The organism is Streptomyces sp. NPDC033845, assembly GCF_055576225.1.
The window spans coordinates 598,549-620,483 of record NZ_JBVIRI010000001.1 but is presented as its reverse complement, the minus strand read 5'-3'; the positions used below and the strand labels follow the sequence as shown (position 1 = coordinate 620,483).

Genomic DNA, 21,935 nt, shown 5'->3' with positions numbered 1-21,935 from the left:
GGTCACGGCGATCCGTACGGGCCCCCGGCCGACCCCGGCCACCTGTACGGGCCCTTCGCCGTGCGAGGAGTTGACCCCCATGCGCGTGATTTCCGTGGTCCTGGCCGCCGCCGTCCTGGCCGGCACCGCCCTCGTCCCCTCGGCCTCCGGGGCTCCCGCCGTCCCGGGCGCCCCGGCCGGCCGCGCCGCCCCCGGCGCACGGGCCGGCGCGCCGCCCGCCACCCTGGGGCCCTGCGCGGCCGGCCAGCTCTGCCTGTGGGCCAAGCCCGACTTCACCGGCGGCCGGCAGGTCCACGAGCTCAGCGGGCTCGACGTGGACTCCTGCACCCCGCTGCCCGCCGGGAAGACCGCCCAGGCCCTCGCCAACCGCACCGGCCGCCCGGTGACCACCTACCAGTCGGCCGAGTGCGCCGAGACCGGGGAGTTCCAGACCTACCCGGGCGACGGGGTCTGGGTGCCCCGGGCCCCGTACCAGATCCGGGCCTTCAAGGTCTGGGAGAACTGAGGTGGGACGGCCCGGCCGGCACGGCCGTCCCCTCGGGAGCGGCCCCGGCGCCGCCGTCCGGGCCGGCGCCGCCGTCCGGGCCGGCCGCACCGGACGGGCCGGCGTTCAGCCGGGCCAGGTCGGTGCGCAGCGCCAGCACCTCCGCCCGGAGTTCCCGGATCGCGGCCAGCTGCTCGCGCTCCACCCGGTCGTCGCGTTCGAACCGGGAGATGAACCAGGCCGCGATGTTCGCGGTGACCACACCCAGCAGGGCGATCCCGGACAGCATCAGCCCCACCGCCAGCACCCGGCCCAGGCCGGTGGTCGGCGAGTGGTCCCCGTACCCCACCGTGGTCATCGTGGTGAAGGACCACCACACCGCGTCGCCCAGGTTCTTGATGTTGCCGTCCGGGGCGTCCCGCTCCACGCTCAGCACGGCCAGCGAGCCGAACATCATCAGCCCGACCACCGCACCCGCCACATAGGTGGTCAGCTGGATCTGCGGAGCCATCCGGGCCCGCCGGCCGATCAGCACCAGCGTGGACACCAGCCGCAGCAGCCGCAGCGGCCTGAGCAGCGGCAGCAGCACCGCCGCCAGGTCCAGCCAGTGCGTCCGGACGAACAGCCGCCGGTCACGGGCCAGCCCCAGCCGCACGCAGTAGTCCGCGGCGAAGGCCCCCCACACCGCCCACTCCACCCACAGACAGGCGCGGTGGACGGCGGGACGGGCGTCGGGGGCCACGATCGGCACGGCGTAGGCGGCGGCGAACGCCACGGCGAGCACCAGCAGCACCGGCTGGCCGCGGCGTTCCCAGCGCACCTGGGGGGAGAGTTCCTTCACCCGCGCATCGTACGGAGTACGACGGAGCGGGCCCCGGCCGCGCCGGGACCCGCTCCGTCACCGCGTGGGGAACCGCTACGCGTCGCCGCCCGCCGCACCCGGGTCGGCCGCCGCCACGTCCAGCAGCCGGTACCGGTCGATGGCCTGCTTCAGCGCGGAACGGTCGATCCGGCCCTCCTTGGCGAGCTCGGTGAGCACCGCCAGCACCACCGACTGCGCGTCGATGTGGAAGAACCGGCGGGCCGCGCCCCGGGTGTCGGCGAAGCCGAACCCGTCCGCGCCCAGCGAGGTGTAGGTGCCCGGCACCCAGCGGGAGATCTGGTCGGGCACGGACCGCATCCAGTCCGAGACCGCCACGAACGGGCCCTGGGCCGAGGACAGCTTCCGGGTGACGTACGGCACCCGCTGCTCCTCCTCCGGGTGGAGCAGGTTGTGCTCCTCCACGGCCACGGCCTCCCGGCGCAGCTCGTTCCAGGAGGTCGCCGACCACACGTCCGCCCGGACGTCCCACTCCTCGGCGAGGATCCGCTGGGCCTCCAGGGCCCACGGCACGGCCACGCCGGAGGCCATGATCTGGGCCGGGACGCTGCCCGAGCTCCCCTCGGACACCCGGTGGATGCCCTTGAGGATGCCGTCCACGTCCACGCCGGCGGGCTCCGCCGGGTGCTGGATCGGCTCGTTGTAGACGGTCAGGTAGTAGAAGACGTCCTCACCGGGGCCGCCCTCCTCGGTGGGGCCGTACATCCGCCGCAGACCGTCCTGGACGATGTGCGCGATCTCGTAGCCGTACGCCGGGTCGTAGGCCACGCAGCCCGGGTTGGTGGACGCCAGCAGCTGGGAGTGACCGTCGGCGTGCTGGAGGCCTTCACCCGTCAGGGTGGTCCGGCCGGCGGTGGCGCCGAGGACGAAACCGCGGGACAGCTGGTCCGCCATCTGCCAGAACTGGTCACCCGTTCGCTGGAACCCGAACATCGAGTAGAAGACGTAGACGGGGATCAGCGGCTCGCCGTGCGTGGCGTAGGCCGAGCCGGCGGCGATCAGCGAGGCCGTGCAGCCCGCCTCCGAGATGCCGTCGTGCAGCATCTGGCCGGTCGGCGACTCCTTGTACGCGAGCAGCAGCTCGCGGTCCACCGCCTCGTACTGCTGGCCCAGCGGGTTGTAGATCTTGGCGCTCGGGAAGAAGGCGTCCATGCCGAAGGTGCGGTACTCGTCGGGCGCGATCAGCACGAACCGCTTGCCGATCTCCTTGTCCCGCATCAGGTCCTTCAGGATCCGGACGAAGGCCATGGTGGTGGCGATCGACTGCTGACCGGAGCCCTTCTTGGCGGCCGCGTACGCCGTGTCGCCCGGCAGCTGCAGCGGCTCGGCGCGCACCACCCGGGTCGGCACGTAGCCGCCCAGCGCGCTGCGCCGGTCGTGCATGTACTGGATCTCCTCGGAGTCCCGGCCGGGGTGGTAGTACGGCGGGAGCCCGGAGTCCAGCTGGGCGTCCGTGATCGGGATGTGCAGCCGGTCCCGGAAGCCCTTGAGGTCGTCGACCGTCAGCTTCTTCATCTGGTGGGTCGCGTTGCGGCCCTCGAAGTTCGGGCCCAGCGTCCAGCCCTTGATGGTGTGCGCCAGGATCACCGTCGGCTGGCCCTTGTGGGCCTTGGCCGCCGCATAGGCCGCGTAGATCTTCTTGTGGTCGTGGCCGCCGCGGCCCAGGTGCAGCAGCTGGTCGTCGGTCATGCCCTCGGCCATCGCCCGCAGCCGGTGGTCCCCGCCGAAGAAGTGGTCCCGGATGTAGGAGCCGGTCTCCGTGGCGTACGTCTGGAACTGGCCGTCCGGGGTGGTGTTCATCTTGTTGACCAGGATGCCGTCCCGGTCCTGGGCCAGCAGAGGGTCCCAGGAGCGGTCCCAGATGAGCTTGATGACGTTCCAGCCGGCCCCGCGGAACTGGGACTCCAGCTCCTGGATGATCTTGCCGTTGCCGCGCACCGGGCCGTCGAGCCGCTGGAGGTTGCAGTTGACCACGAAGGTCAGGTTGTCCAGGCCCTCACGGGCGGCCAGGGACAGCTGGCCGAGCGACTCCGGCTCGTCCATCTCGCCGTCGCCGAGATACGCCCAGACGTGTGACTTGGAGGTGTCCGCGATCCCGCGCGCCTCCATGTACCGGTTCATCCGGGCCTGGTAGATCGCACCGATCGGACCGAGGCCCATCGAGACGGTCGGGAACTCCCAGAAGTCCGGCATCAGCCGCGGGTGCGGATAGCTGGACAGGCCGTACGGGGCCTTCGACTTCTCCTGCCGGAACGCGTCGAGCTGCTGCTCGGAGAGCCGGTCCAGGAGGTAGGCGCGGGCGTACACACCGGGGGAGGCATGGCCCTGGAAGAAGATCTGGTCCCCGCCGTCCCCCTCGTCCTTGCCCCGGAAGAAGTGGTTGAAACCCACGTCGTAGAGGGAGGCGGAGGAGGCGAAGGTGGCGATGTGGCCGCCGACCCCGATGCCCGGACGCTGCGCCCGGGAGACCATCACGGCCGCGTTCCAGCGGGTGGCGTTCAGGACCTTCCGCTCGATCTCCTCGTTGCCGGGGAAGAACGGCTCGTCCTTGGTGGCGATGGTGTTGACGTAGTCCGTGCTGCGCATCTCCGGCACGGCCACGCGCTTCTCGCGGGCCCGCTCGATCAGCCGCAGCATCAGGTACCGGGCCCGCTCACGGCCCCGCTCGTCGACGGCCGCGTCCAGGGAGTCGAGCCACTCCCGGGTCTCTTCGGGATCGAAGTCCGGGACCTGGCTCGGCAGGCCGCCAATGATGATCGGGTTGCGATCGGATGCGGAAGCCACGCTGTTCCTTCGCTGTCGGGGGAGTCGTGCCTTGTGTCACACCGCCTCCCATCGTGTACCGCCAGGCCGCAATCGTCACCTTTACCGCTAGGTAACCCCTGGAACTTGGGGAGACTGGTCCTGGTGCGGGGGACACTGGGGGCGATCGCAACCTTACGCCCCAGGCATTCCCCGGGTCCGTAAGGCCGTTCGTCCCTCAAACAGGTAGGAAAGTCCTCATCTTGTGCCGAATACGCTCCAATGGTGTGGGATGAGTCACCAGAGTGCGTCGAGACGGCCGTAATCGTCACCGTTTCGACGGTCTCGACCGCCGGGTACTTGCGCGATCCGCCGAGCCCGTGTGGACTACGCCCAATGCTGCGCGTACGCGCGGCCCGAAAGACATTCACCGAACATGAGCAGGAGGCACCCCGTGAGCGCGACCGCGGACCACGCGGAGAACCTGGCCGCCCGGCTGGGTTTCCAGTCCGAACAGGTGGTCCAGGAGATCGGCTACGACGACGACGTCGATCAGGATTTCCGTGACGTCGTCGAGGAGTTCGTCGAGGAGCTCGTCGACGAGGACTACGACGACGTCGCCGACGCGGTGCTGCTGTGGTTCCGGGAGGACGACGGCGACCTGACGGACACCTTGGTCGACGCCACCGAGCTCGTCGAGGACGACGCCCTGATCCTGCTGGTCACCCCGAAGACCGGCAAGCCCGGCTTCGTCGAGGTCAGCGACATCAGCGAGGCGGCCGAGACCGCGGGCCTCTCGCTGGCCAAGGGTCTCCCCATCGGCAAGGAGTGGACGGCCACCAAGCTGGCCACCCCCAAGGTGGCCAAGTCCAAGCGCTGAGCCGCGCCCCGCACGCATGCGGAACCACGCCCCGCCCCGGAGGATCCGGTCGGCGGGGCGTTGCGTTCCCGCTCCCGCGGGCGGCACCCCTAAGGTGGGGTGCACCCGAACAGCCCAACGCGGGGATGCGGGAACGAAGGGATGCGAGAGATGGCGGTCCAGGTCGGCGAAAAGGCCCCTGACTTCGAGCTCAAGGACAACCACGGCGCCACGGTCCGGCTCTCGGACTTCCGCGGCGAGAAGAACGTGGTCCTGCTCTTCTACCCGTTCGCGTTCACCGGCGTCTGCACCGGGGAGCTCTGCGAGCTCCGCGACCAGCTGCCGCGCTTCCAGAACGACGAGGTCCAGCTCCTCGCCGTGTCCAACGACTCGGTGCCCACCCTGCGCGTCTTCGGCGAGCAGGAGGGCCTGGAGTACCCGCTGCTGTCCGACTTCTGGCCGCACGGCGCGACCTCCCGGGCCTACGGGGTCTTCGACGAGGACAAGGGCTGCGCGGTCCGCGGCACCTTCGTCATCGACAAGGAGGGCGTGGTGCGCTGGAGCGTGGTCAACGGCCTGCCCGACGCCCGCGACCTGAACGACTACGCCAAGGCCCTCGAAGCGCTCTGAGGCGCTTTCCGGCACTTCCGGCACAAAGGGTGCCCCCGACGGGAACCCGTCACTAGGATCCAAGCGTTGATCCGGTAGCAACCGCACGACGGGGCCCCGCCCCACACCAACCCTATGGAGGACCCGTGGGAGTCAGCCTCAGCAAGGGCGGCAACGTCTCGCTGACCAAGGCCGCCCCCAACCTGACGGCGATCATCGTCGGTCTGGGCTGGGACGCTCGCACCACCACCGGCACCGAGTTCGACCTCGACGCCAGCGCGCTGCTCACCAACGACCAGGGCAAGGTCGCCCTGGACGGAAACTTCGTCTTCTTCAACAACCTGAAGAGCCCCGACGGCTCCGTGGAGCACACCGGTGACAACATCACCGGTGAGGGCGAGGGCGACGACGAGCAGATCAAGGTCAACCTGGCCGGTGTGCCCGCCGATGTGCACCGCATCGTCTTCCCGGTCTCGATCTACGACGCCGAGACCCGCCAGCAGAGCTTCGGCCAGGTCCGCAACGCGTTCATCCGCGTGGTGAACCAGGCCGACAACACCGAGCTCGCCCGCTACGACCTCTCCGAGGACGCCTCCACCGAGACCGCCATGGTCTTCGGCGAGCTGTACCGCAACGGGGCGGAGTGGAAGTTCCGCGCCATCGGCCAGGGGTACGCCTCGGGCCTGCGCGGTATCGCCCAGGACTTCGGCGTCAACGTCTGAGCGGCGCCAGCCACCCCTGCTTCACCCGTCCGGCGCCGCGCACCTCACCCGTGCGCGGCGCCGGACGGCGTTGCCACATCACCACCTCGACCGGGGAGGACACATCATGGGCGTCACACTCGCCAAGGGGGGCAATGTCTCCCTCTCCAAGGCCGCACCGAACCTGACCCGGGTGCTGGTGGGCCTCGGCTGGGACGCGCGCTCGACCACGGGGGCGGACTTCGACCTCGACGCCAGCGCGCTGCTGTGCAACGGCGGCCGGGTGCTGGGCGACCAGTACTTCGTCTTCTACAACAACCTGAAGAGCCCCGAGGGGTCGGTGGAGCACACCGGGGACAACCTGACCGGTGAGGGCGACGGCGACGACGAGTCGCTGATCATCGACCTGACCCGGGTGCCGGCCGAGGTCGACAAGATCGTCTTCCCGGTCTCGATCCATGACGCCGACAACCGGGGGCAGACCTTCGGGCAGGTCACCAATGCCTTCATCCGCGTGGTGAACGAGGCGGACGGCCAGGAACTCGCGCGCTACGACCTCTCCGAGGACGCCTCCAGCGAAACCGCGATGATCTTCGGCGAGGTCTACCGGTACGGCGGCGAATGGAAGTTCCGGGCGGTAGGGCAGGGGTACGCGTCGGGCCTTCGGGGCATCGCTCTAGACTTCGGGGTCAACGTTTCGTAAAGCCGTACAAGAGCATGGGGTGCCAGTGGTTCTGAAAACCTTCGGCTGGTCGTTCGCCGTCACGGCGCTCGGCCTCGCCTTCGCCGCCTGGCAGTGGGGGTGGGAGGCGTTCGGGATCGTACTGATCCTGTCGATCCTCGAAATCTCGCTGTCCTTCGACAACGCGGTCGTCAACGCCGGAATCCTGAAGAAGATGAATGCCTTCTGGCAGAAGATCTTCCTCACCATCGGCATCCTCATCGCCGTGTTCGGTATGCGTCTGGTCTTCCCGGTGGCCATCGTCGCGATCAGCGCCAAGGTCGGGCCCATCGAAGCCGTCCAGCTGGCCCTGGACGAGCCCGCCCGGTACGAGGCGCTGGTCACCGACGCCCACCCGGCCATCGCCGCCTTCGGTGGCATGTTCCTTCTGATGATCTTCCTCGACTTCATCTTCGAGGACCGTGACCACAAGTGGCTGGCCTGGCTGGAGCGGCCGCTGGCCAAGCTCGGCAAGGTCGACATGCTGTCGGTCTGCATCGCCCTGATCGCCCTGCTGGTCACCGCGATGACCTTCGCGACCGAGGCGCACACCAGCACCGGCCACGCGGACAAGTCCGGCACCGTGCTGCTGGCCGGGGTCGCCGGTCTGATCACCTATCTGATCGTCGGCGGTCTCTCCGCCTACTTCGAGGACAAACTCGAAGAGGAGGAGGAGCGCGAGCACGAGGAGGAGGAGAAGGCCAAGGCGGCGGGCAAGCCCGTCTCCGCGGTCGGCCTGGCCGGCAAGGCGGCGTTCTTCCTCTTCCTGTACCTGGAAGTCCTGGACGCCTCCTTCTCCTTCGACGGGGTCATCGGCGCGTTCGCCATCACCAACCACATCTTCTGGATGGCCCTCGGCCTCGGTATCGGCGCCATGTACGTCCGGTCCCTCACGGTCTACCTGGTCCGCGAGGGCACCCTGGACGACTACGTCTACCTGGAGCACGGCGCGCACTACGCGATCGGCGCGCTCGCGGTCATCCTGCTGATCACCATCCAGCACGAGATCACCGAGATCATCACCGGCTCCATCGGCATCCTGCTGATCGCCGCCTCGTTCTGGTCCTCGGTTCGCCGCAACAAGCGGCTGGAACTGGAGGAGGCGGCCGGCGCCAAGGCATGAGCCGGCCGCTGATGCGGAACCATTGACAGGGGCGGCCCTCCGGCCGCCCCTGTCGTGGTCTTCCGACCAGTGGGGGGTAGGGCATGGGGTTCTTCGACGGACTCAGGGGCGGCCGGGCCGCGCAGTTCCAGTCGGGCAGTGCCGGGTCGAACGCGATCGAGCTGACCCGGCGGCACCCGTCGGTCTCCCTGACCAAACAGGGCGCGGTCACCGGAAACCTCCGGGTCAACCTGTCCTGGCGGATGCGGACCTCCGACTTCGACAGCGGATCCGGCCGGAACGGGCAGTTCTTCCGCCATCCGTTCAAACTCTTCAAACCCGACATGGTCCAGGCCCACACCCAGGGCATGGTCAACGTCGACCTGGACCTCGGCTGCCTGTACGAGCTGGCCGACGGCAGCCGGGGCGTGGTCCAGCCGCTCGGCGACTTCCTCGGGGACATCAACGATCCGCCGTACGTGAAGCTCAGCGGCGACGACCGCTTCGGCTCCGGCTCCGGCGAGACCCTCTACGTGAACCTGGACCACGCCGAGGAGATCAAACGGCTGCTGGTCTTCGTCTACATCTACGACCAGACCCCGGCCTTCGACCGGACCCACGCCATGGTGACCCTCTACCCGGGCACCGGCCCGCGGATCGAGGTGGCCCTGGACGAGCGGGCCCCCGAGGCCCGCTCCTGCGCGGTGGTCTCCCTGGAGAACGTCAAGGGCGAACTGATCGTCCGGCGCGAGGTGCGCTTCGTCTACGGCTTCCAGGCCGAGCTGGACCGCCTCTACGGCTGGGGCCTCCAGTGGGGCCGGGGCTACAAGACCGCCAAGAAGTAGCCCCGCCGCCGGGGCGGCCGGGGCCGCCCCGGCCCCGGGTGCGCCGCCCGGCTACCGGCGGAGGAACTGGGGGCCCTGCAGCGGCAGCCGGAAGGACGGGTCGCCGCCCGGCCCCGGGACCGGCACGGGGGCCGGGGACACCGGCTGCGGGTAGCCGTACGCGGGCTGTGCGGCCGGCGGGGCCTGGGTGGGGGGCGCCGGCGGCACCGGGGGCGCGGCGGGCGTGCCCGGGCCGGGGGTGGGCGGCCGCATGGCCGTGGTGGCCTCGGCGGCCCCCGGGCCGCCCGCCCCCTCGCCGCCGTCCTCGGCCTGCTCGTCCACCGAGATGCCGTGGTCGGTGGCCAGGCCCACCAGCCCGTTGGAGTAGCCCTCGCCGAGCGCCCGGAACTTCCACCCCTCGCCCCGCCGGTACAGCTCCCCGCAGATCAGCGCGGTCTCGGCGCCGGTCTCGGGCCGCACGTCGAAGTAGGCCAGCGGCTCGGAGCCGCCGGTGCCGGTGGCGTCGTACAGCAGGATGCGCAGATCACGGACCTGCTCGAAGGGCACGTCCTCGGCCGAGGCGACCACCAGGATCCGGTCCACCACCGGGGTGACCGCCGGCAGGTCGGCCTGCACCGCGTCGGTGACCGCCTCGCCGATCTGCTTCTTGCCCAGCCGCCACACCGCGCCCGAGGGGTGCCGGGGCTGGTTGTAGAAGACGAAGTCCTCGTCCGAACGCACCCGGCCGTCCGCGCCCACCAGGAGCGCCGAGGCGTCGACGTCGGGCACCTCCGGGCCGCCGGTCCAGCGCAACACCGCCCGGACCGCCGAGGCGGTCACCGGAATGTTGGAGCCCTTCTGCATCGCGTGCGTCATGCCCGTCATCCTGCCCTCCCGGGGCGGAGCGGGACAATGCGGCCCCCCGTAGCGGCCCGTGGCGACCGCATTTCGGACGGCCCGTCCGCGCCCCGCTTGCCGGGCGGCCGGGGTCCGTGCATGGTGCAGAGGGGTTACCTGGATTTCATGTGCTCGGGGAACTCTGGATTCTCATTCATACGTACTATTACCGGCCATGCCAGTAGGGCCGCCGCCGAAGCAGTACGGGGGAAGCACATGCGTCATTTCGGGCACATACCGCCCGCGGTCCGTCAGGGCCTCTTCCACCGGGAGCCCGGCGAGTTCACCGCGGCCTCCCCGGTGCGCACCCTCGCGGCCGCGCTCGGAGCCACCCTGTACAGCCCGGCCACCCGCCCCCGGCTGGCCGCCGACATCCGCAAACAGGCGGCCCGCGGTGTCGTTTCCATGGTCCTCTGCCTGGAGGATTCCATCGGCGACGCCGAGGTGGAGGGCGGCGAGGAGAACCTGATCCGGCAGTTCGCCGAGCTCGACGCGACCGCCGGCGGCCTGCCGGACACCACCGCCGACGGCGCCGAGCTCCCCCTGCTCTTCATCCGGATCCGCACCCCCGAGCAGATCCCCGACCTGGTGGCCCGGCTCGGCGGGAGCGTCCGGCATCTGGCCGGATTCGTCCTTCCCAAATTCACCGAGGAGCGGGGCCTCGCCTTCCTGGACGCCGTCACCGCCGCCGAGGAGCTCTGCGGGCAGCGGCTCTACGCCATGCCGGTCCTCGAATCCCCGGAGCTGCTCCACCTGGAGACCCGGGTGGAGGCCCTCGCCGGCATCTCCCGCACGGTCAACCTGCACCGGGACCGGGTCCTCGCCCTGCGCCTCGGGGTCACCGACTTCTGCTCCGCCTACGGACTGCGCCGCACCCCCGACATGACCGCCTACGACGTCCAGATCGTGGCCGGGGTCATCGCCGACGTGGTGAACGTGCTGAGCCGGGCCGACGGCACCGGGTTCACCGTCACCGGCCCGGTCTGGGAGTACTTCCGGCACCAGGAGCGCATGTTCAAGCCCCAGCTGCGCCGCAGCCCCTTCCTGGAGGGGCAGGCCGAGGAGCTGCGCACCGCCCTGATCGAGCACGACCTGGACGGCCTGCTCCGCGAGATCGAGCTCGACCGGGCCAACGGACTGCTCGGCAAGACCTGCATCCACCCCTCGCACACCACCCCGGTGCACGCCCTCTCGGTGGTCTCCCACGAGGAGTACAGCGACGCCCAGGACATCCTGCGGCCGGAGCGGGGCGGCGGCGGGGTGCTGCGCTCCGCCTACACGAACAAGATGAACGAGGTGAAGCCCCACCGGGCCTGGGCCGAGCGCACCATGCTGCGCGCCGAGGTGTTCGGGGTGGCGCGGGAGGAGATCGGCTTCGTCGACCTCCTCACCGCCGGGCTCCAGTACTGATGAAGGGCAAGAAGATCGACGAGATCGACACGGTGTGGTCGGGTGCCTGGGTCGCGGAGCGGCTCGGCGTACGGCTGGAGGGCGCGGGCGACCGCCCCGGCGACTGTTCGGGCGACGGATCCGGCGACGGCTCCGCGGGAGAGCTGGCCGGGCTGCTCGGGCTGGCGCTGCGCCGCAACCCCAAGCGGGCCCATCTGCTGGTCTCCCGGGTGCTGGGCAAGCACGTGCCACAGTCCCCGTCGGTGGTCCGGGCCGCCGGGTACGGGCTCGGCGTACGGGTGCGGGAACTGCTCGGCGCGGACGCCGGGCGGGCCGTGGTCCTCGGCTACGCCGAGACCGCCACCGGCCTCGGCCACTGCGTGGCCGACGGCCTCGGGACGGCCCCCTATCTGCACTCCACCCGCCGCCCGGTGCCGGGGGTGACCCCGGCCGGCGGTTTCGAGGAGTCCCACTCCCACGCCACCTCGCACCTGCTGCTGCCCGAGGACCCCGGGCTGCTGGCCGGGACCGGACCGCTGGTCCTGGTGGACGACGAGTTCTCCACCGGCCAGACCGTCCTCAACACCATCCGCGACCTGCACTCCCGCCATCCGCGCGGGCACTACGTGGTGGTCGCCCTGGTCGACATGCGGTCCCCGGCCGACCGGGAGCGGCTGACCGGCTTCGCCGCCGAGCTCGGCGCCCGGGTCGATCTGATCGCCCTGGCCGGCGGCACCGTGCACCTCCCCGAGGGGATCCTGGAACGCGGCCAGGCCCTGGTCGCCGAGTACGAGGCCCGGGCGGCCGCCCGGCGCGACCGGCCACGGGAAGGGGCCGCTGCGGTGTCCGCCGGCCCCGCCGAGCGGATCGCCCTGGACTGGCCCGCCGGAGTCCCCGACGGCGGCCGGCACGGCTTCACCGCCGACCACCGCCGCCGCCTGGACGAGGCCCTGCCCCGGCTGGGCGCACAGCTCGCGGAGGCCCTGGCGGCGGACCCGGGCGGCGCCGGACGGGTGCTCGTGCTCGGCAACGAGGAGCTGATGTACGCGCCGCTGCGGCTGGCCGGCGCCCTGGAGGAGGCCGGCGCGGCCGAGGAGGTCCGGTTCTCCACCACCACCCGCTCGCCGGTGCTGGCCGTGGACGACCCCGGATACGCGATCCGCACCCGGCTGGAGTTCCCGGCCCACGACGCCCCGGCCGACGGCCCGGGCCCCCGCTTCGCCTACAACGTCGCCGGGGCCGGCTTCGACACCGTGGTCGCGGTGGTGGACTCGGCCGGCGACACCCCCGAGCTGCACACCGGCCTGCTGGAGCGGCTGCGCCCGCACACCGGCCGGGTGCTGCTCGCGGTGATCCCCTCGTACGTCCCCCTGCCCGACCCCGTTCCCGACGCGTCCGACCGGCAGGAGCCGACCATGCTGCCCGAGCCGCTGCGCGGCCCCGCCTTCTCCTCCTACGCCCCCGAGGACGTCGGCTGGCTGCTCCAGGACCTGTCCGAGGTACGGCTGGAGGCCCCCACCGAGGAGCGCGAGGAGGCCATCCAGGCCGGCGGCGCGCACTACGCCGAGTCGCTGCCCGTGGAGTACCAGCCCAGCGACCGGTACCAGGAGCTGTACCAGGCCGCGCTGACCGCCTCAGCGAGCCGGATCGCCCGCGCGGTCGGCACCGTCACCGAGACCGTGCTCGCCGAGCGCGGCCCGTCCCCGGTGCTGGTCTCGCTGGCCCGGGCCGGCACCCCGGTCGGGGTGCTGATGCGCCGCTGGGCCCGGTACCGGCACGGGCTGGACCTGCCGCACTACGCGGTGTCCATCGTCCGCGGCCGCGGCATCGACGCCAACGCGCTGCGCTGGCTGGCCGCCCACCACGACCCGGCCGACGTGGTCTTCGTCGACGGCTGGACCGGCAAGGGCGCCATCACCCGGGAACTCCGCGACGCCTTGGCCGCCCACCAGGAGGAGCACGGCGGGACCGCCTTCGACCCGCGGGTCGTGGTCCTCGCCGACCCGGGCGGCTGCGTGGCCACCTACGGCACCCGCGAGGACTTCCTGATCCCCTCCGCCTGCCTCAACTCCACCGTGTCCGGGCTGATATCCCGCACCGTGCTGCGCGCCGACCTGGTCGGACCGCAGGACTTCCACGGCGCCAAGTTCTACCGGGAGCTGGCCGGGGCCGATGTCTCGGTCGCCTTCGTCGACACGGTGGCCGCACGGTTCGCCGAGGTCGCCGAGGCGGTGGACGAGGAAGTGAAGGAACTCCTGGCCGCGGACCGGGCGCCCACCTGGGAGGGCTGGGCGGCGGTGGAACGCATCAGCGAGGAGTACGGCATCCACGACGTCAACCTGGTCAAGCCGGGCGTCGGCGAGACCACCCGGGTGCTGCTGCGCCGGGTGCCGTGGAAGATCCTGGCGCAGCGCGGCGCCGGAGCCGACCTGGACCACGTCCGGCTGCTCGCCGAGCAGCGCGGTGTCCCGGTCGAGGAGGTCGACGGACTGCCGTACACCTGTGTAGGACTCATCCACCCCCGCTTCACTCGCGGCGCCACCGGCGCCGACGGAAAGGCCGTGGCCAGCTCGTGACCGTCCTGATTGCAAGCGATCTCGACCGTACGCTCATCTACTCGGCGGCGGCCCTCGGGCTGACCATGCCGGACCCGGTGGCCCCCCGGCTGCTGTGCGTGGAGATCCACGAGGGGCGGCCGCTGTCGTTCATGACGGAGACCGCGGCCGGGCTGTTCACCGAACTGACCGAGGACCCCTCGGTGGTGTTCGTGCCCACCACCACCCGAACCCGCAAGCAGTACCAGCGGATCTCCTTCCCCGGCCGCCCGGCCGAGTACGCGATCTGCGCCAACGGCGGACAGCTGCTGGTGGACGGGGTCCCGGACCGGGACTGGCGGCGGGCCGTCGACGCCCGGCTGGCCAGCGAATGCGCCCCGCTGGAGGAGGTCCGGGCCCATCTGGCGGCCGTCGCCGACCCGGCATGGTTGCGCAAGTCCCGGGTGGCGGAAGACCTGTTCGCCTATCTGGTGGTGGAACGCGCCCTCGTCCCCGGGGAATGGCTGAAGGCGCTCACCGAGTGGGCGGAGGCCCGCGGCTGGACCGTCTCCCTCCAGGGCCGCAAGATCTACGCGGTGCCGCGGCCGCTCACCAAGAGCGCGGCGATGCGCGAGGTGGCCCGGCGCACCGGCGCCGCCCACACCCTGGCCGCCGGGGACTCGCTGCTCGACGCGGACCTGCTGCTCGCGGCGGACCGGGCCTGGCGGCCCGGGCACGGCGAGCTGGCGGAGGCCGCCTGGACGGCCCCGGCGGTCACGGCACTGGCCGAGGCCGGGGTGCTGGCCGGGGAGCGGATCATCAGGGAGTTCGGCCGGACGGTTGGCACACTGGGCGCATGACCAAGGGCAACAGCACAAGAATCACCGATGAGTTGTACGCCTACATGCTGGCGCAGAACCCGCCGCTGGACGAGGTGCGGCGCAAGCTGATCGCCACCACCTGGGAGCGGTTCCCGGACTGGGCGGACATGCAGTCGGCGGAGGAGCAGGGGCCGCTGCTGGCCTTCCTGGTCCGGCTGACGGGCGCCCGGCACATCGTGGAGGTGGGCACCTTCACCGGCTTCTCCACCCTGTCGATGGCCCAGGCCCTGCCGTCCGGCGGGCAGATCGTGGCCTGCGACTTCTCGGAGAAGTTCACCGAGGTCGCCCGCGAGGCCTGGGCGGCGGCCGGGGTCGCGGACCGCATCGACCTGCGGATCGCCCCGGCCCTGGACACGCTGCGGGCCCTGCCGGCCGAACCGCACGTGGACATGGCGTACCTGGACGCGGACAAGGAGAACCAGATCGCCTACTGGGAGGAGCTGGTTCCCCGGCTCCGCCCGGGCGGCCTGATCGTCACCGACAACACGCTGTTCCACGGCCGGGTGATCGACGAATCGGCGACCGGATCGGTGGCCGGGGTCCGCGCCTTCAACGAGCACGTCCGCCAGGACGAGCGGATGGAGAGCGTCCTGCTGGCCATCTCCGACGGCCTGACCCTCTCCCGCCGCCGCACCGCCACCGGCTGAGGTCAGCCGCAGCCGCCGCCACCGCAGCAGCCGCCCCCGCCGCCCCCGCCACGGGGTGCGGCGGGGGCCGCGGAGGTGCCGCCGACGGCGACGGCGGAGAGCAGCTTGACGGTGTCGGGGTGCCCGGCGGGGCAGTCGGCGGGCGCACCCGACTCGGCCATCGGCCGGTTCAGCTCGAAGGTGTCGTCGCAGGTGCGGCAGCGGTATTCATAGCGAGGCATGCGGGCATGGTAGCCCCGCCTCCCGGATTCCGGAGGCGGTCCTCACGGCCCTGGCCAGCCGGCCGGCGGTGTCCTCGCCGTCCAGCAGCGCGGACAGATAGCCGGCCACGAAGCCGCCGTGGGCGGGGGCGGGGGACGGCGGTGCTTCGCCGTGCACCGGGGGGCCGAACTCCGGGTAGACGGTCGCGGCGGCCGGGCCCCGCTTCACGACGACCTCGCCGATGCCCAGTCCCCGGAGCTCCGCCGCCAACCGCTCGGGACCGGCGCCCGCCTCCGCCCCGCCCTCCGGCAGGCACAGCGGGAGCTCGTCGGCCGAGGCGATCAGCAGGTCCACGGACGGCGCCCACTCCCGCAGGACGGCCGCGGCCTCCTCCCGGCTCCACAGCCCGGGCCGATGGCGGACCTCCAGACAGACCAGCGCCGAGTGCTCACCGGCGAGCCGCAGCGCCAGCGAGGCCGCCGAGCGGGCGGAGCGGGACAGCGCCGGGGTGATCCCGGTCAGATGCAGTACGGCGGGCGGGGCGGCGCTGAACGCCCGCTCCACCTGACAGGCCCGCAGCCGGGACCCGGCGGATCCGGGGAATCGGAGGGATCCGGGGAATCGGGGGGATCCGGGGGTCCTTCGCGTTCCGGGCCGCCGGTGGCGGGCCCGGCGCGGCTCCGGTGCGGGCCGCGGGCCCGGCAGGGCAACGGCGGTCGGGGCGCCCCCCTCGTCACGGGAGGCCCCGGACACGTCCACCCCGGCGGCCCGGAGCGTACGCAGGACCAGCTCGCCGGCCGCGTCCTCGCCGACGGCCCCGGCCCAGCGCACCGGATGCCCGAGCCGGGCCAGCCCGATCGCCACGTCCGACTCGGCACCCGACACGGTGCCCGCGACGGCGTCTGCGACGACGTCCGCGACGCCCCCCGACACGCTGCTGCCCGACACGACGTCCGTCGTGGTCCCCTCCGGCCCGCCGTCCGGCCGGAGCGCGACCACGGTCTCGCCGAACGTGAGCACGGCCCGGCGGCCACGGAACCCGCGCCCCGTACCGTAGGCGGCGCTCATGCGCAGACCGCCCGGAACTCGGCGGCCCGCCTGCGCAGCCCGGCCAGGTCCCCGCCGTCGGCGGCGTCCCCGACCAGCGGGGCGCCCACCCCGACGGCGACGGCCCCGGAGGCCAGGTACTCCGCCGCGGAGGCCGCGTCCACCCCGCCGGCCGGCACGAACGGCAGGCCGGGGAAGGGGCTGCGCAGGGCCCGCAGATAGGCGGGTCCGCCCACCGTGCCGGGGAACAGCTTGAGGGCGGCCGCGCCGGCTTCGCCGGCCGCGATGACCTCGGTCGGGGTGATCACCCCGGCGAGGACCGGCAGGCCCTGCCGTACCGATTCGTCCACTCCTGCGCCCAGCCCGGGGGTGGCCATCAGATTGGCGCCCGCCTCGGCGGCCCGCTGGGCGTCCTCCGCCGTCAGCACCGCACCCGCGCCCAGCCAGGCCGTCGCGCCGAGTTCCCGGCGGGCCCGCCCGATCACCCCGAGGGCATCGGTTCCGCTGAGCGACACCTCGACCAGCGGGACGCCCTCCTCGGCGAGGGTCATCACGGTACGGAAGGACGCCTCCGCGTCCCTGCCGCGCACGATGGCGATCAGCCGCTCCTGCCGCAGCGCTGCGCCGAACTCCATGGGGTTCCTGCTTCCTGATCAGAGGGGTGTCCCTCGGTGAGGCGGCAGGAGGAGGGTTGCGGGGCAACCCCACGATTTCACGATTGCTAATCGAATAGCAATTATCGGGTGGTGGTTCCGGGCTGCCCCGCCCGTGCGCGTGCCCTGGCCCGGGCCCGCTGCTCCCGGGCCCATTCCTCGGGATGGCGGGCCTGCCAGTACGGGTTGTCGTGCGGGAGCGCGCTCCCCACCCGCCCGTACATCCCGAACCACATCAGCATCACGCCCACCACGAAGCTGAAGAGGACGTTCGGGATCCGGAACGCCAGCACATTGAGTCCGGTGTCCAGCAGGGCCAGGTTCACGAACCCGCTGGCGATGAACAGCAGCCCCAGCACGATGTTCAGGGTGGAGGCGAAGTTCCCGCCGATCACCATCCCGGCGAACAGCAGCAGTCCCACGACGATCGACAGCACGCTCAGCGCGCCGTTGGTGTTCAGCCCGAGCACCCGGTCCCCACCGGTGTCGAAGAACCCGATGTTCCCGGTCAGGCCCAGGATCCCGAAGGCGAGCAGCAGCAGACCGGTCAGCCCGGCGCCGACCCGGTACACCTTGCTCAGCCGATGGTCCACGGGCAGGTGCTCGTCCAACCGGGCCCCCACCGGCCGCCGCAACCGCGTTCCCACATGGGCAACCATGCCTCCAGCCTGCGCCGCCCCGGGGCTCGGGACAACTCGGCGACCGGGGCGCGGGCGGGGGCCCTGGCCGAGGCCGTGGCCGGTCCGCTCAGCGGGGCCCGCGGTGGGCACGCATCTCGTTCACCACCCGCCCCACCGCCTCCCGGACCGCCTCGGTCTCCAGCAGGAAGTGCCAGTAGTCCGGATGCCGGGCCTCCAGACCCGCGATCGCCCGGTCCAGCCGGGCCACCGCCTCGTCCAGAGGACGGGCGTGCCGCGGATCGGGGACGCTGCGGCCCTCCATCGCCAGCCGCTGGGCGTCCCGGATCGCGAACCGGGTCCGCGACACCTCCACCTCCGGGTCCCGGGCCACCGCCTCCAGCCGCTCCAGCCGGTCCTGCGCCGCCGACACCGCCCCGTCCACCGAGTCCAGCAGCGCCCGTACCGTCCCGAACAGGGCGGTGGCATCCGCCCAGCGCTGCTCCTCACGCGCCTTCCCCGCCTCCCGCAGCCGCTCCTCGGCCTGCCCCACATCGCGGGCGGCCTGGTCCGGCACCGGCTGGAGATCCTGCCAGCAGGCGGCACTGAACCGCCGCCGCAGCTCGCTCAGCACCGGATCCACCCGCTCCGCCCGGTTGCGCAGCGCCTGCGCCCGGGTCCGCAGGCTCACCAGCCGGCGGTCCATCTCCGCGGCCAGCTCCGGCAGTCGCGCGGCCTCCGCACGTATCCCTTCGGCATCCCGGAGGATCCGGTCGGCCCGCCGCAGGGTTTCCGGTACGCCGTGCTGCCCGGCGCCCTGTGTCAGCTTGGTCAGCTCGGGGCCCAGCGCGGCCAGCCGTGCCGCCAGGTCATCGGCCCGCATCCCGCCCGCCCGCGCCGCGTCCAGCGCGTCACTCGCGGCCAGCAGCGCGGCCCGCGCCCGCTCCCGGGCCGGAGCCACCTGCGCCAGCTGGCTCTCCGCCCGGTCCAGCAGCGGCCGCAGCCCCTCCGCGAACCGCTCCAGCTCCCCCTGGACCCGGACCAGTTCCTCCCGCGCCCGCACCAGCTCCTGCTTCGCCCGCGCGGCGGTCCCGCCGTCCAGGTCGTCCCGGTCCAGATCGTGCGCGTCGACGGCCTGGATATAGGTGTGACTGACCTCGTCGATCCGCCGCCCCAGCGCCCCGAACCCCTCGACGGCCTGCCGTCCGGCCGGACTCCCGTCCGCCGCGGCGATCGCCTCGATGGAGATCCGCAGGTCCCGCTGCGCGGTGTCCAGCTCGTAGAACGCGGCGGCGGCGGCATCCTTCGCCGCCTGCGCCTCCGCCCGCCGGCTCTCGTCCCGCCCACCGAACCACCGCCGGGATGCCGTCGTCACAATCCCTCTCCCGTACGCGTCCGCCGTGCCCCACCTGCCTGGCCCCATTCTCTCGCACCGTTGAGCGTTTGTGTCGGGACCAGGCAGTCCATGTAGGCTGTCCACTCATCCACGGGTGCGTAGCTCAGGGGTAGAGCGCCGCTCTTACAAAGCGGATGTCGGCGGTTCGAAACCGTCCGCGCCCACCACCACGAAGGCCCCCAACCGACCACGGTTGGGGGCCTTCGTGCTCGCTCCCGCCGCCGAGCCGGGGGCCACCGGTTACCGTCGCTTGAATTCGACGGGCCCCGCGTTCATCTCGATGGTGCCGTCCGCGTGGAGGACCGGGCGGCGTTCTGTCATACGGGCGCTGTAGGCCTCGATGTGGTGGATCACCGCTCCGTCAGCCGTGGTGAAGTCCACGAGGGCGATGGCCACCCAATAGCGGGTTTTGGTGTTCTCGAAGAGCGGGACGGTGACGGTGGAACCCCGTCCGTCCGTGATGACGACCTTCGCGCCGAAACTGCGGAATGATCCGATGCCGTTGCTGACCGCGGAGTAGGCGCAGAAGAGGACGTAGCCCTGCTCGTCGGGGCGGACGATGCGCAGTGATTCCCGCCCGGGAACGCGTGAATCGCCGTCGAGGCGGATGTAGGGGCGGTTGCTGACCGAGCCCAAGCGTCTGTAGTAGACGACATCTCCGCCCTTGGCCTTTTTCGCGTGCCCCGGAGTGGTCGACTTCGCAGCCCCTCCGGGCCGCAGCGGTTCTCCCTGTGCCACATGCCTGGATCTGGCGAGGGTGCCGGGCGCGTCCCTTCCGCGCAAGGCCTTCGACGCGGGCACGAACAGGGCGTAGAGATCGAGGTCGGCGCCCTGCCGACGGCGTCGGTCGCTTCCCCCGTCCCACTCCAGGGCGGCGGTGACCACCAACCCGCGGTCGTTCTTGTCCAGGCTCATGGAGACCTGGCTGCCCTTGGCAAGGCTGATCCTGCCAAGTGGGGGCTTGCGCAGGCTCGTCGGACTCACGGGGGCGGCCACGCGTGTGACCGGCTCGGGCGGCGGCACCGCTGCACTGGCGATGTCCGGCATGAAGCCGACCTCTCCCGCGTCGGGCTGGTCCAGCACGGGGGATTCCTGTGGCTCCTCGACCTGAATCCCGAAGTCGGTGGCCAGGCCGGCCAGGCCGTTCGCGTAGCCCTGCCCGATGGCGCGGAGCTTCCACACCGGCCCCCGGCGGTACAGCTCCATCAGGAGCACGGCCCGTTCACCGCCGGTCAGGGGAGGTGGGCGGAAGCGGATGGGATCAGCACCCTGCTGGACGGCGTGCACCGCCGCTTCCTCGACCTCGCGAAAAGTGCGAGTCGCATCGTCGGGATCGCAGCTACCGACGAGAACGACCCGATCGATGTCCGTGGGAAGTGCGCACGGGTCCAACTCGATGCGCTCAGGCACTCCGGCTTCCGCGGCGAAGTGCAGGACGGCGCCGGACTCGGCGGAGGGCTGGTTGTAGAAGACCAGGTCATCGTCGGACCTGACCTTGCCGTCCGCGGTGACCAGCAGCGCACTGAGGTCGACCGGAACACCCACGGTGTGCAGCTCGGCCGTAATGCGCCCTGAGCCCACTTCCCTGTTCTCGCCCTTACGGAGCTCTGCCATGCCGTCCACCCCCGTCGCGGAATCTCCACGTCCGATTCCGGGTACCTTGCCACACGGGATCCGGAGAGTCAGGGGCTTCGCGAAGGTCCCGTTCCGCAGGAGGCCACCATCGAGGGCCCCCGACCGATCCCGGTTGGGGGCCCTCGATGGTGGCGGCGGCGGTGTCGGTGGGCGGGGGCATAGTGGAGGTATGTGCCGGAGCATCAAGACCTTGCGTCCGCCCGCCCTTCCCGAGAAGGCCACGGAGGAGGAGATTCGGGCCGCCGCCTTGCAGTACGTGCGGAAGGTGTCGGGGTTCCACCACCCCGCGGCCCACAACCGGGAGGTGTTCGACGCCGCCGTGGAGGCGGTCGCCGACGCGACTCGGGAGCTGTTGGGGAGCCTTCAGGTGCGGGGGCGGGCGGCCGCCGCCGACTGAGCTGCCTGCGGGCCCGGTGGCCGGTGGCCAGTGGTCAGTGGTTGGTGAGGGTGCGGCGGCGGAGCAGCCAGATCGCGGTGGCCAGGGCGCCTGCGGCCAGGGAGCCGCCCACGGCGATCTCGGCCGGGCTCATGCCGTCGATGCTGCCGCCGGTGCCGCCGCGGGCCGCGCCCGGGGTGACCTGGAGGGACAGGGTGACCCGCTGGCCGCCGCTGCCGCCGCACTCGAAGACGACCTGGTGGACGCCGGCCCGGGCGTCGCCGTAGATGACGGCGGTGCCGAACAGGTTGGTGGCCTGGAGATTGCCCGGGGTGAGCCACAGGTCGCCGAAGGCGGTCGAGGAGGCCTTGCCGGTCTTGATGCCGCTGCCGCAGCCCTGGAGGTCGAGACCGATCCGCCCGCCCGGGGCCACCGTGGTCGCGGACATGGAGGCGGTCGGCGCGGCGAACGCGGGGGCGGGCGCGGCGAGCACGATCAGAGCCGCCGCGGCGACGGCGGGCAGGCGGCGGATGCGGTGTGTGGCGGGCATGGCGGAACTCCTCTGAACCCTGGCGACGCGGCGCGGCCGTCCGGTCGCGCACCGTGCTCAGGACGCTAGGAGCAGGGACCCCGTTCGGCGATCGGGGCCGGGTGAACGGGTGAGTTCGTCGGGCCGTCCGGGGGATCCACCCGGAGTGGCGCCGCCCCATTCGGTGTCCGGGCTACCCGCCGGGTGTCCG

General features: G+C 72.0%; 22 protein-coding genes and 1 tRNA gene. 13 read left to right on the top strand and 10 right to left on the bottom strand.

Annotated features, from left to right (window positions below):
- Nucleotides 1-79 precede the first annotated feature (79 nt).
- Nucleotides 80-505: a peptidase inhibitor family I36 protein gene (locus tag ACZ50K_RS02865; protein ID WP_468896688.1), complete on the top strand. Its 426-nt coding sequence runs from the start codon at nucleotides 80-82 to the stop codon at nucleotides 503-505.
- Here the strand turns inward: ACZ50K_RS02865 and ACZ50K_RS02860 are convergent.
- On the bottom strand, nucleotides 486-1,325 hold the full coding sequence (locus ACZ50K_RS02860; protein WP_468896686.1) for a potassium channel family protein: 840 nt from the start codon (nucleotides 1,323-1,325) through the stop codon (nucleotides 486-488). The genes ACZ50K_RS02865 and ACZ50K_RS02860 overlap by 20 nt on opposite strands.
- 75 nt (nucleotides 1,326-1,400) lie before the next feature.
- On the bottom strand, nucleotides 1,401-4,148 hold the full coding sequence (aceE, locus tag ACZ50K_RS02855) for a pyruvate dehydrogenase (acetyl-transferring), homodimeric type (protein WP_468896684.1): 2,748 nt from the start codon (nucleotides 4,146-4,148) through the stop codon (nucleotides 1,401-1,403).
- A 412-nt stretch (nucleotides 4,149-4,560) separates the two neighbouring features.
- Between aceE and ACZ50K_RS02850 the strand changes: the two genes are divergently transcribed.
- The 6 genes from ACZ50K_RS02850 to ACZ50K_RS02825 all read left to right on the top strand — a co-directional run bounded on the left by ACZ50K_RS02850 (nucleotide 4,561) and on the right by ACZ50K_RS02825 (nucleotide 8,943).
- Nucleotides 4,561-4,986, top strand: a complete 426-nt coding sequence (locus ACZ50K_RS02850) for a DUF3052 domain-containing protein (RefSeq protein WP_468896681.1) — start codon at nucleotides 4,561-4,563, stop codon at nucleotides 4,984-4,986.
- 150 nt (nucleotides 4,987-5,136) lie between these two features.
- On the top strand, nucleotides 5,137-5,595 hold the full coding sequence (locus tag ACZ50K_RS02845; protein WP_468897191.1) for a peroxiredoxin: 459 nt from the start codon (nucleotides 5,137-5,139) through the stop codon (nucleotides 5,593-5,595).
- A 125-nt stretch (nucleotides 5,596-5,720) separates the two neighbouring features.
- Nucleotides 5,721-6,296 (top strand): TerD family protein, encoded by a 576-nt coding sequence (locus ACZ50K_RS02840; protein ID WP_468896679.1) that lies wholly within the window; start codon nucleotides 5,721-5,723, stop codon nucleotides 6,294-6,296.
- A gap of 106 nt (nucleotides 6,297-6,402) precedes the next feature.
- Nucleotides 6,403-6,978 (top strand): TerD family protein, encoded by a 576-nt coding sequence (locus ACZ50K_RS02835; protein WP_468896676.1) that lies wholly within the window; start codon nucleotides 6,403-6,405, stop codon nucleotides 6,976-6,978.
- A 25-nt stretch (nucleotides 6,979-7,003) separates the two neighbouring features.
- Nucleotides 7,004-8,119: a DUF475 domain-containing protein gene (locus ACZ50K_RS02830; RefSeq protein WP_468897189.1), complete on the top strand. Its 1,116-nt coding sequence runs from the start codon at nucleotides 7,004-7,006 to the stop codon at nucleotides 8,117-8,119.
- 83 nt (nucleotides 8,120-8,202) lie between these two features.
- Complete coding sequence (locus ACZ50K_RS02825) at nucleotides 8,203-8,943, top strand: TerD family protein (RefSeq protein ID WP_468896673.1); 741 nt, start codon at nucleotides 8,203-8,205, stop codon at nucleotides 8,941-8,943.
- Nucleotides 8,944-8,994: 51 nt separating this feature from the next.
- On the opposite strand, the gene ACZ50K_RS02820 is transcribed toward ACZ50K_RS02825, so the two are convergent.
- Entirely contained in the window at nucleotides 8,995-9,798 is an 804-nt protein-coding gene (locus ACZ50K_RS02820; protein WP_468896670.1) for a TerD family protein, read from the bottom strand.
- Nucleotides 9,799-10,035: 237 nt separating this feature from the next.
- Between ACZ50K_RS02820 and ACZ50K_RS02815 the strand changes: the two genes are divergently transcribed.
- From ACZ50K_RS02815 to ACZ50K_RS02800, 4 genes are read left to right on the top strand one after another with little or no spacing between them, the layout of a single operon-like run.
- Nucleotides 10,036-11,229 (top strand): HpcH/HpaI aldolase/citrate lyase family protein, encoded by a 1,194-nt coding sequence (locus ACZ50K_RS02815; RefSeq protein ID WP_468896667.1) that lies wholly within the window; start codon nucleotides 10,036-10,038, stop codon nucleotides 11,227-11,229.
- Complete coding sequence (locus tag ACZ50K_RS02810; protein ID WP_468896664.1) at nucleotides 11,229-13,784, top strand: phosphoribosyltransferase; 2,556 nt, start codon at nucleotides 11,229-11,231, stop codon at nucleotides 13,782-13,784. The genes ACZ50K_RS02815 and ACZ50K_RS02810 overlap by 1 nt, the downstream gene beginning before the upstream one ends.
- Nucleotides 13,781-14,602 carry an HAD family hydrolase gene (locus ACZ50K_RS02805; protein ID WP_468896662.1) on the top strand — a complete coding sequence of 274 codons (822 nt, stop codon included), beginning with the start codon at nucleotides 13,781-13,783 and terminating at the stop codon, nucleotides 14,600-14,602. Before ACZ50K_RS02810 ends, ACZ50K_RS02805 begins: the two co-directional genes overlap by 4 nt.
- Nucleotides 14,599-15,270, top strand: a complete 672-nt coding sequence (locus ACZ50K_RS02800) for an O-methyltransferase (RefSeq protein ID WP_468896659.1) — start codon at nucleotides 14,599-14,601, stop codon at nucleotides 15,268-15,270. The genes ACZ50K_RS02805 and ACZ50K_RS02800 overlap by 4 nt, the downstream gene beginning before the upstream one ends.
- A gap of 2 nt (nucleotides 15,271-15,272) precedes the next feature.
- On the opposite strand, the gene ACZ50K_RS02795 is transcribed toward ACZ50K_RS02800, so the two are convergent.
- From ACZ50K_RS02795 to ACZ50K_RS02775, 5 genes are all read right to left on the bottom strand, one after another.
- On the bottom strand, nucleotides 15,273-15,491 hold the full coding sequence (locus tag ACZ50K_RS02795) for an FmdB family zinc ribbon protein (RefSeq protein WP_468896656.1): 219 nt from the start codon (nucleotides 15,489-15,491) through the stop codon (nucleotides 15,273-15,275).
- Nucleotides 15,478-16,539 (bottom strand): sugar kinase, encoded by a 1,062-nt coding sequence (locus tag ACZ50K_RS02790; protein WP_468896653.1) that lies wholly within the window; start codon nucleotides 16,537-16,539, stop codon nucleotides 15,478-15,480. Before ACZ50K_RS02790 ends, ACZ50K_RS02795 begins: the two co-directional genes overlap by 14 nt.
- Complete coding sequence (locus ACZ50K_RS02785; protein ID WP_468896650.1) at nucleotides 16,536-17,153, bottom strand: bifunctional 4-hydroxy-2-oxoglutarate aldolase/2-dehydro-3-deoxy-phosphogluconate aldolase; 618 nt, start codon at nucleotides 17,151-17,153, stop codon at nucleotides 16,536-16,538. Before ACZ50K_RS02785 ends, ACZ50K_RS02790 begins: the two co-directional genes overlap by 4 nt.
- A 101-nt stretch (nucleotides 17,154-17,254) precedes the next feature.
- On the bottom strand, nucleotides 17,255-17,830 hold the full coding sequence (locus ACZ50K_RS02780) for a DUF4383 domain-containing protein (protein WP_468896647.1): 576 nt from the start codon (nucleotides 17,828-17,830) through the stop codon (nucleotides 17,255-17,257).
- A gap of 88 nt (nucleotides 17,831-17,918) precedes the next feature.
- Complete coding sequence (locus tag ACZ50K_RS02775) at nucleotides 17,919-19,211, bottom strand: hypothetical protein (RefSeq protein WP_468896644.1); 1,293 nt, start codon at nucleotides 19,209-19,211, stop codon at nucleotides 17,919-17,921.
- 65 nt (nucleotides 19,212-19,276) lie between these two features.
- Between ACZ50K_RS02775 and ACZ50K_RS02770 the strand changes: the two genes are divergently transcribed.
- Nucleotides 19,277-19,351 (top strand) — tRNA-Val (locus ACZ50K_RS02770).
- Between the two features lie 73 nt (nucleotides 19,352-19,424).
- Here the strand turns inward: ACZ50K_RS02770 and ACZ50K_RS02765 are convergent.
- Nucleotides 19,425-20,798 carry a TerD family protein gene (locus tag ACZ50K_RS02765; protein ID WP_468896641.1) on the bottom strand — a complete coding sequence of 458 codons (1,374 nt, stop codon included), beginning with the start codon at nucleotides 20,796-20,798 and terminating at the stop codon, nucleotides 19,425-19,427.
- A gap of 190 nt (nucleotides 20,799-20,988) precedes the next feature.
- On the opposite strand from ACZ50K_RS02765, the gene ACZ50K_RS02760 reads away from it, so the two are divergent.
- Complete coding sequence (locus ACZ50K_RS02760) at nucleotides 20,989-21,216, top strand: DUF2277 domain-containing protein (protein ID WP_468896638.1); 228 nt, start codon at nucleotides 20,989-20,991, stop codon at nucleotides 21,214-21,216.
- Nucleotides 21,217-21,250: 34 nt separating this feature from the next.
- On the opposite strand, the gene ACZ50K_RS02755 is transcribed toward ACZ50K_RS02760, so the two are convergent.
- Nucleotides 21,251-21,745, bottom strand: a complete 495-nt coding sequence (locus ACZ50K_RS02755; protein WP_468896636.1) for a hypothetical protein — start codon at nucleotides 21,743-21,745, stop codon at nucleotides 21,251-21,253.
- Between the last annotated feature and the right edge of the window lie 190 nt (nucleotides 21,746-21,935).

Bases quoted from the DNA above. Each gene is read 5' to 3' on its own strand.
- ACZ50K_RS02865 (WP_468896688.1), top strand. From the start codon at position 80: ATGCGCGTGATTTCCGTGGTCCTGGCCGCCGCCGTCCTGGCCGGCACC.
- ACZ50K_RS02845 (WP_468897191.1), top strand. From the start codon at position 5,137: ATGGCGGTCCAGGTCGGCGAAAAGGCCCCTGACTTCGAGCTCAAGGAC.
- ACZ50K_RS02835 (WP_468896676.1), top strand. From the start codon at position 6,403: ATGGGCGTCACACTCGCCAAGGGGGGCAATGTCTCCCTCTCCAAGGCC.
- ACZ50K_RS02825 (WP_468896673.1), top strand. From the start codon at position 8,203: ATGGGGTTCTTCGACGGACTCAGGGGCGGCCGGGCCGCGCAGTTCCAG.
- ACZ50K_RS02820 (WP_468896670.1), bottom strand. From the start codon at position 9,798: ATGACGCACGCGATGCAGAAGGGCTCCAACATTCCGGTGACCGCCTCG.
- ACZ50K_RS02815 (WP_468896667.1), top strand. From the start codon at position 10,036: ATGCGTCATTTCGGGCACATACCGCCCGCGGTCCGTCAGGGCCTCTTC.
- ACZ50K_RS02810 (WP_468896664.1), top strand. From the start codon at position 11,229: ATGAAGGGCAAGAAGATCGACGAGATCGACACGGTGTGGTCGGGTGCC.
- ACZ50K_RS02800 (WP_468896659.1), top strand. From the start codon at position 14,599: ATGACCAAGGGCAACAGCACAAGAATCACCGATGAGTTGTACGCCTAC.
- ACZ50K_RS02795 (WP_468896656.1), bottom strand. From the start codon at position 15,491: ATGCCTCGCTATGAATACCGCTGCCGCACCTGCGACGACACCTTCGAG.
- ACZ50K_RS02790 (WP_468896653.1), bottom strand. From the start codon at position 16,539: ATGAGCGCCGCCTACGGTACGGGGCGCGGGTTCCGTGGCCGCCGGGCC.
- ACZ50K_RS02785 (WP_468896650.1), bottom strand. From the start codon at position 17,153: ATGGAGTTCGGCGCAGCGCTGCGGCAGGAGCGGCTGATCGCCATCGTG.
- ACZ50K_RS02780 (WP_468896647.1), bottom strand. From the start codon at position 17,830: ATGGTTGCCCATGTGGGAACGCGGTTGCGGCGGCCGGTGGGGGCCCGG.
- ACZ50K_RS02775 (WP_468896644.1), bottom strand. From the start codon at position 19,211: ATGGGGCCAGGCAGGTGGGGCACGGCGGACGCGTACGGGAGAGGGATT.
- ACZ50K_RS02765 (WP_468896641.1), bottom strand. From the start codon at position 20,798: ATGGCAGAGCTCCGTAAGGGCGAGAACAGGGAAGTGGGCTCAGGGCGC.
- ACZ50K_RS02760 (WP_468896638.1), top strand. From the start codon at position 20,989: ATGTGCCGGAGCATCAAGACCTTGCGTCCGCCCGCCCTTCCCGAGAAG.
- ACZ50K_RS02755 (WP_468896636.1), bottom strand. From the start codon at position 21,745: ATGCCCGCCACACACCGCATCCGCCGCCTGCCCGCCGTCGCCGCGGCG.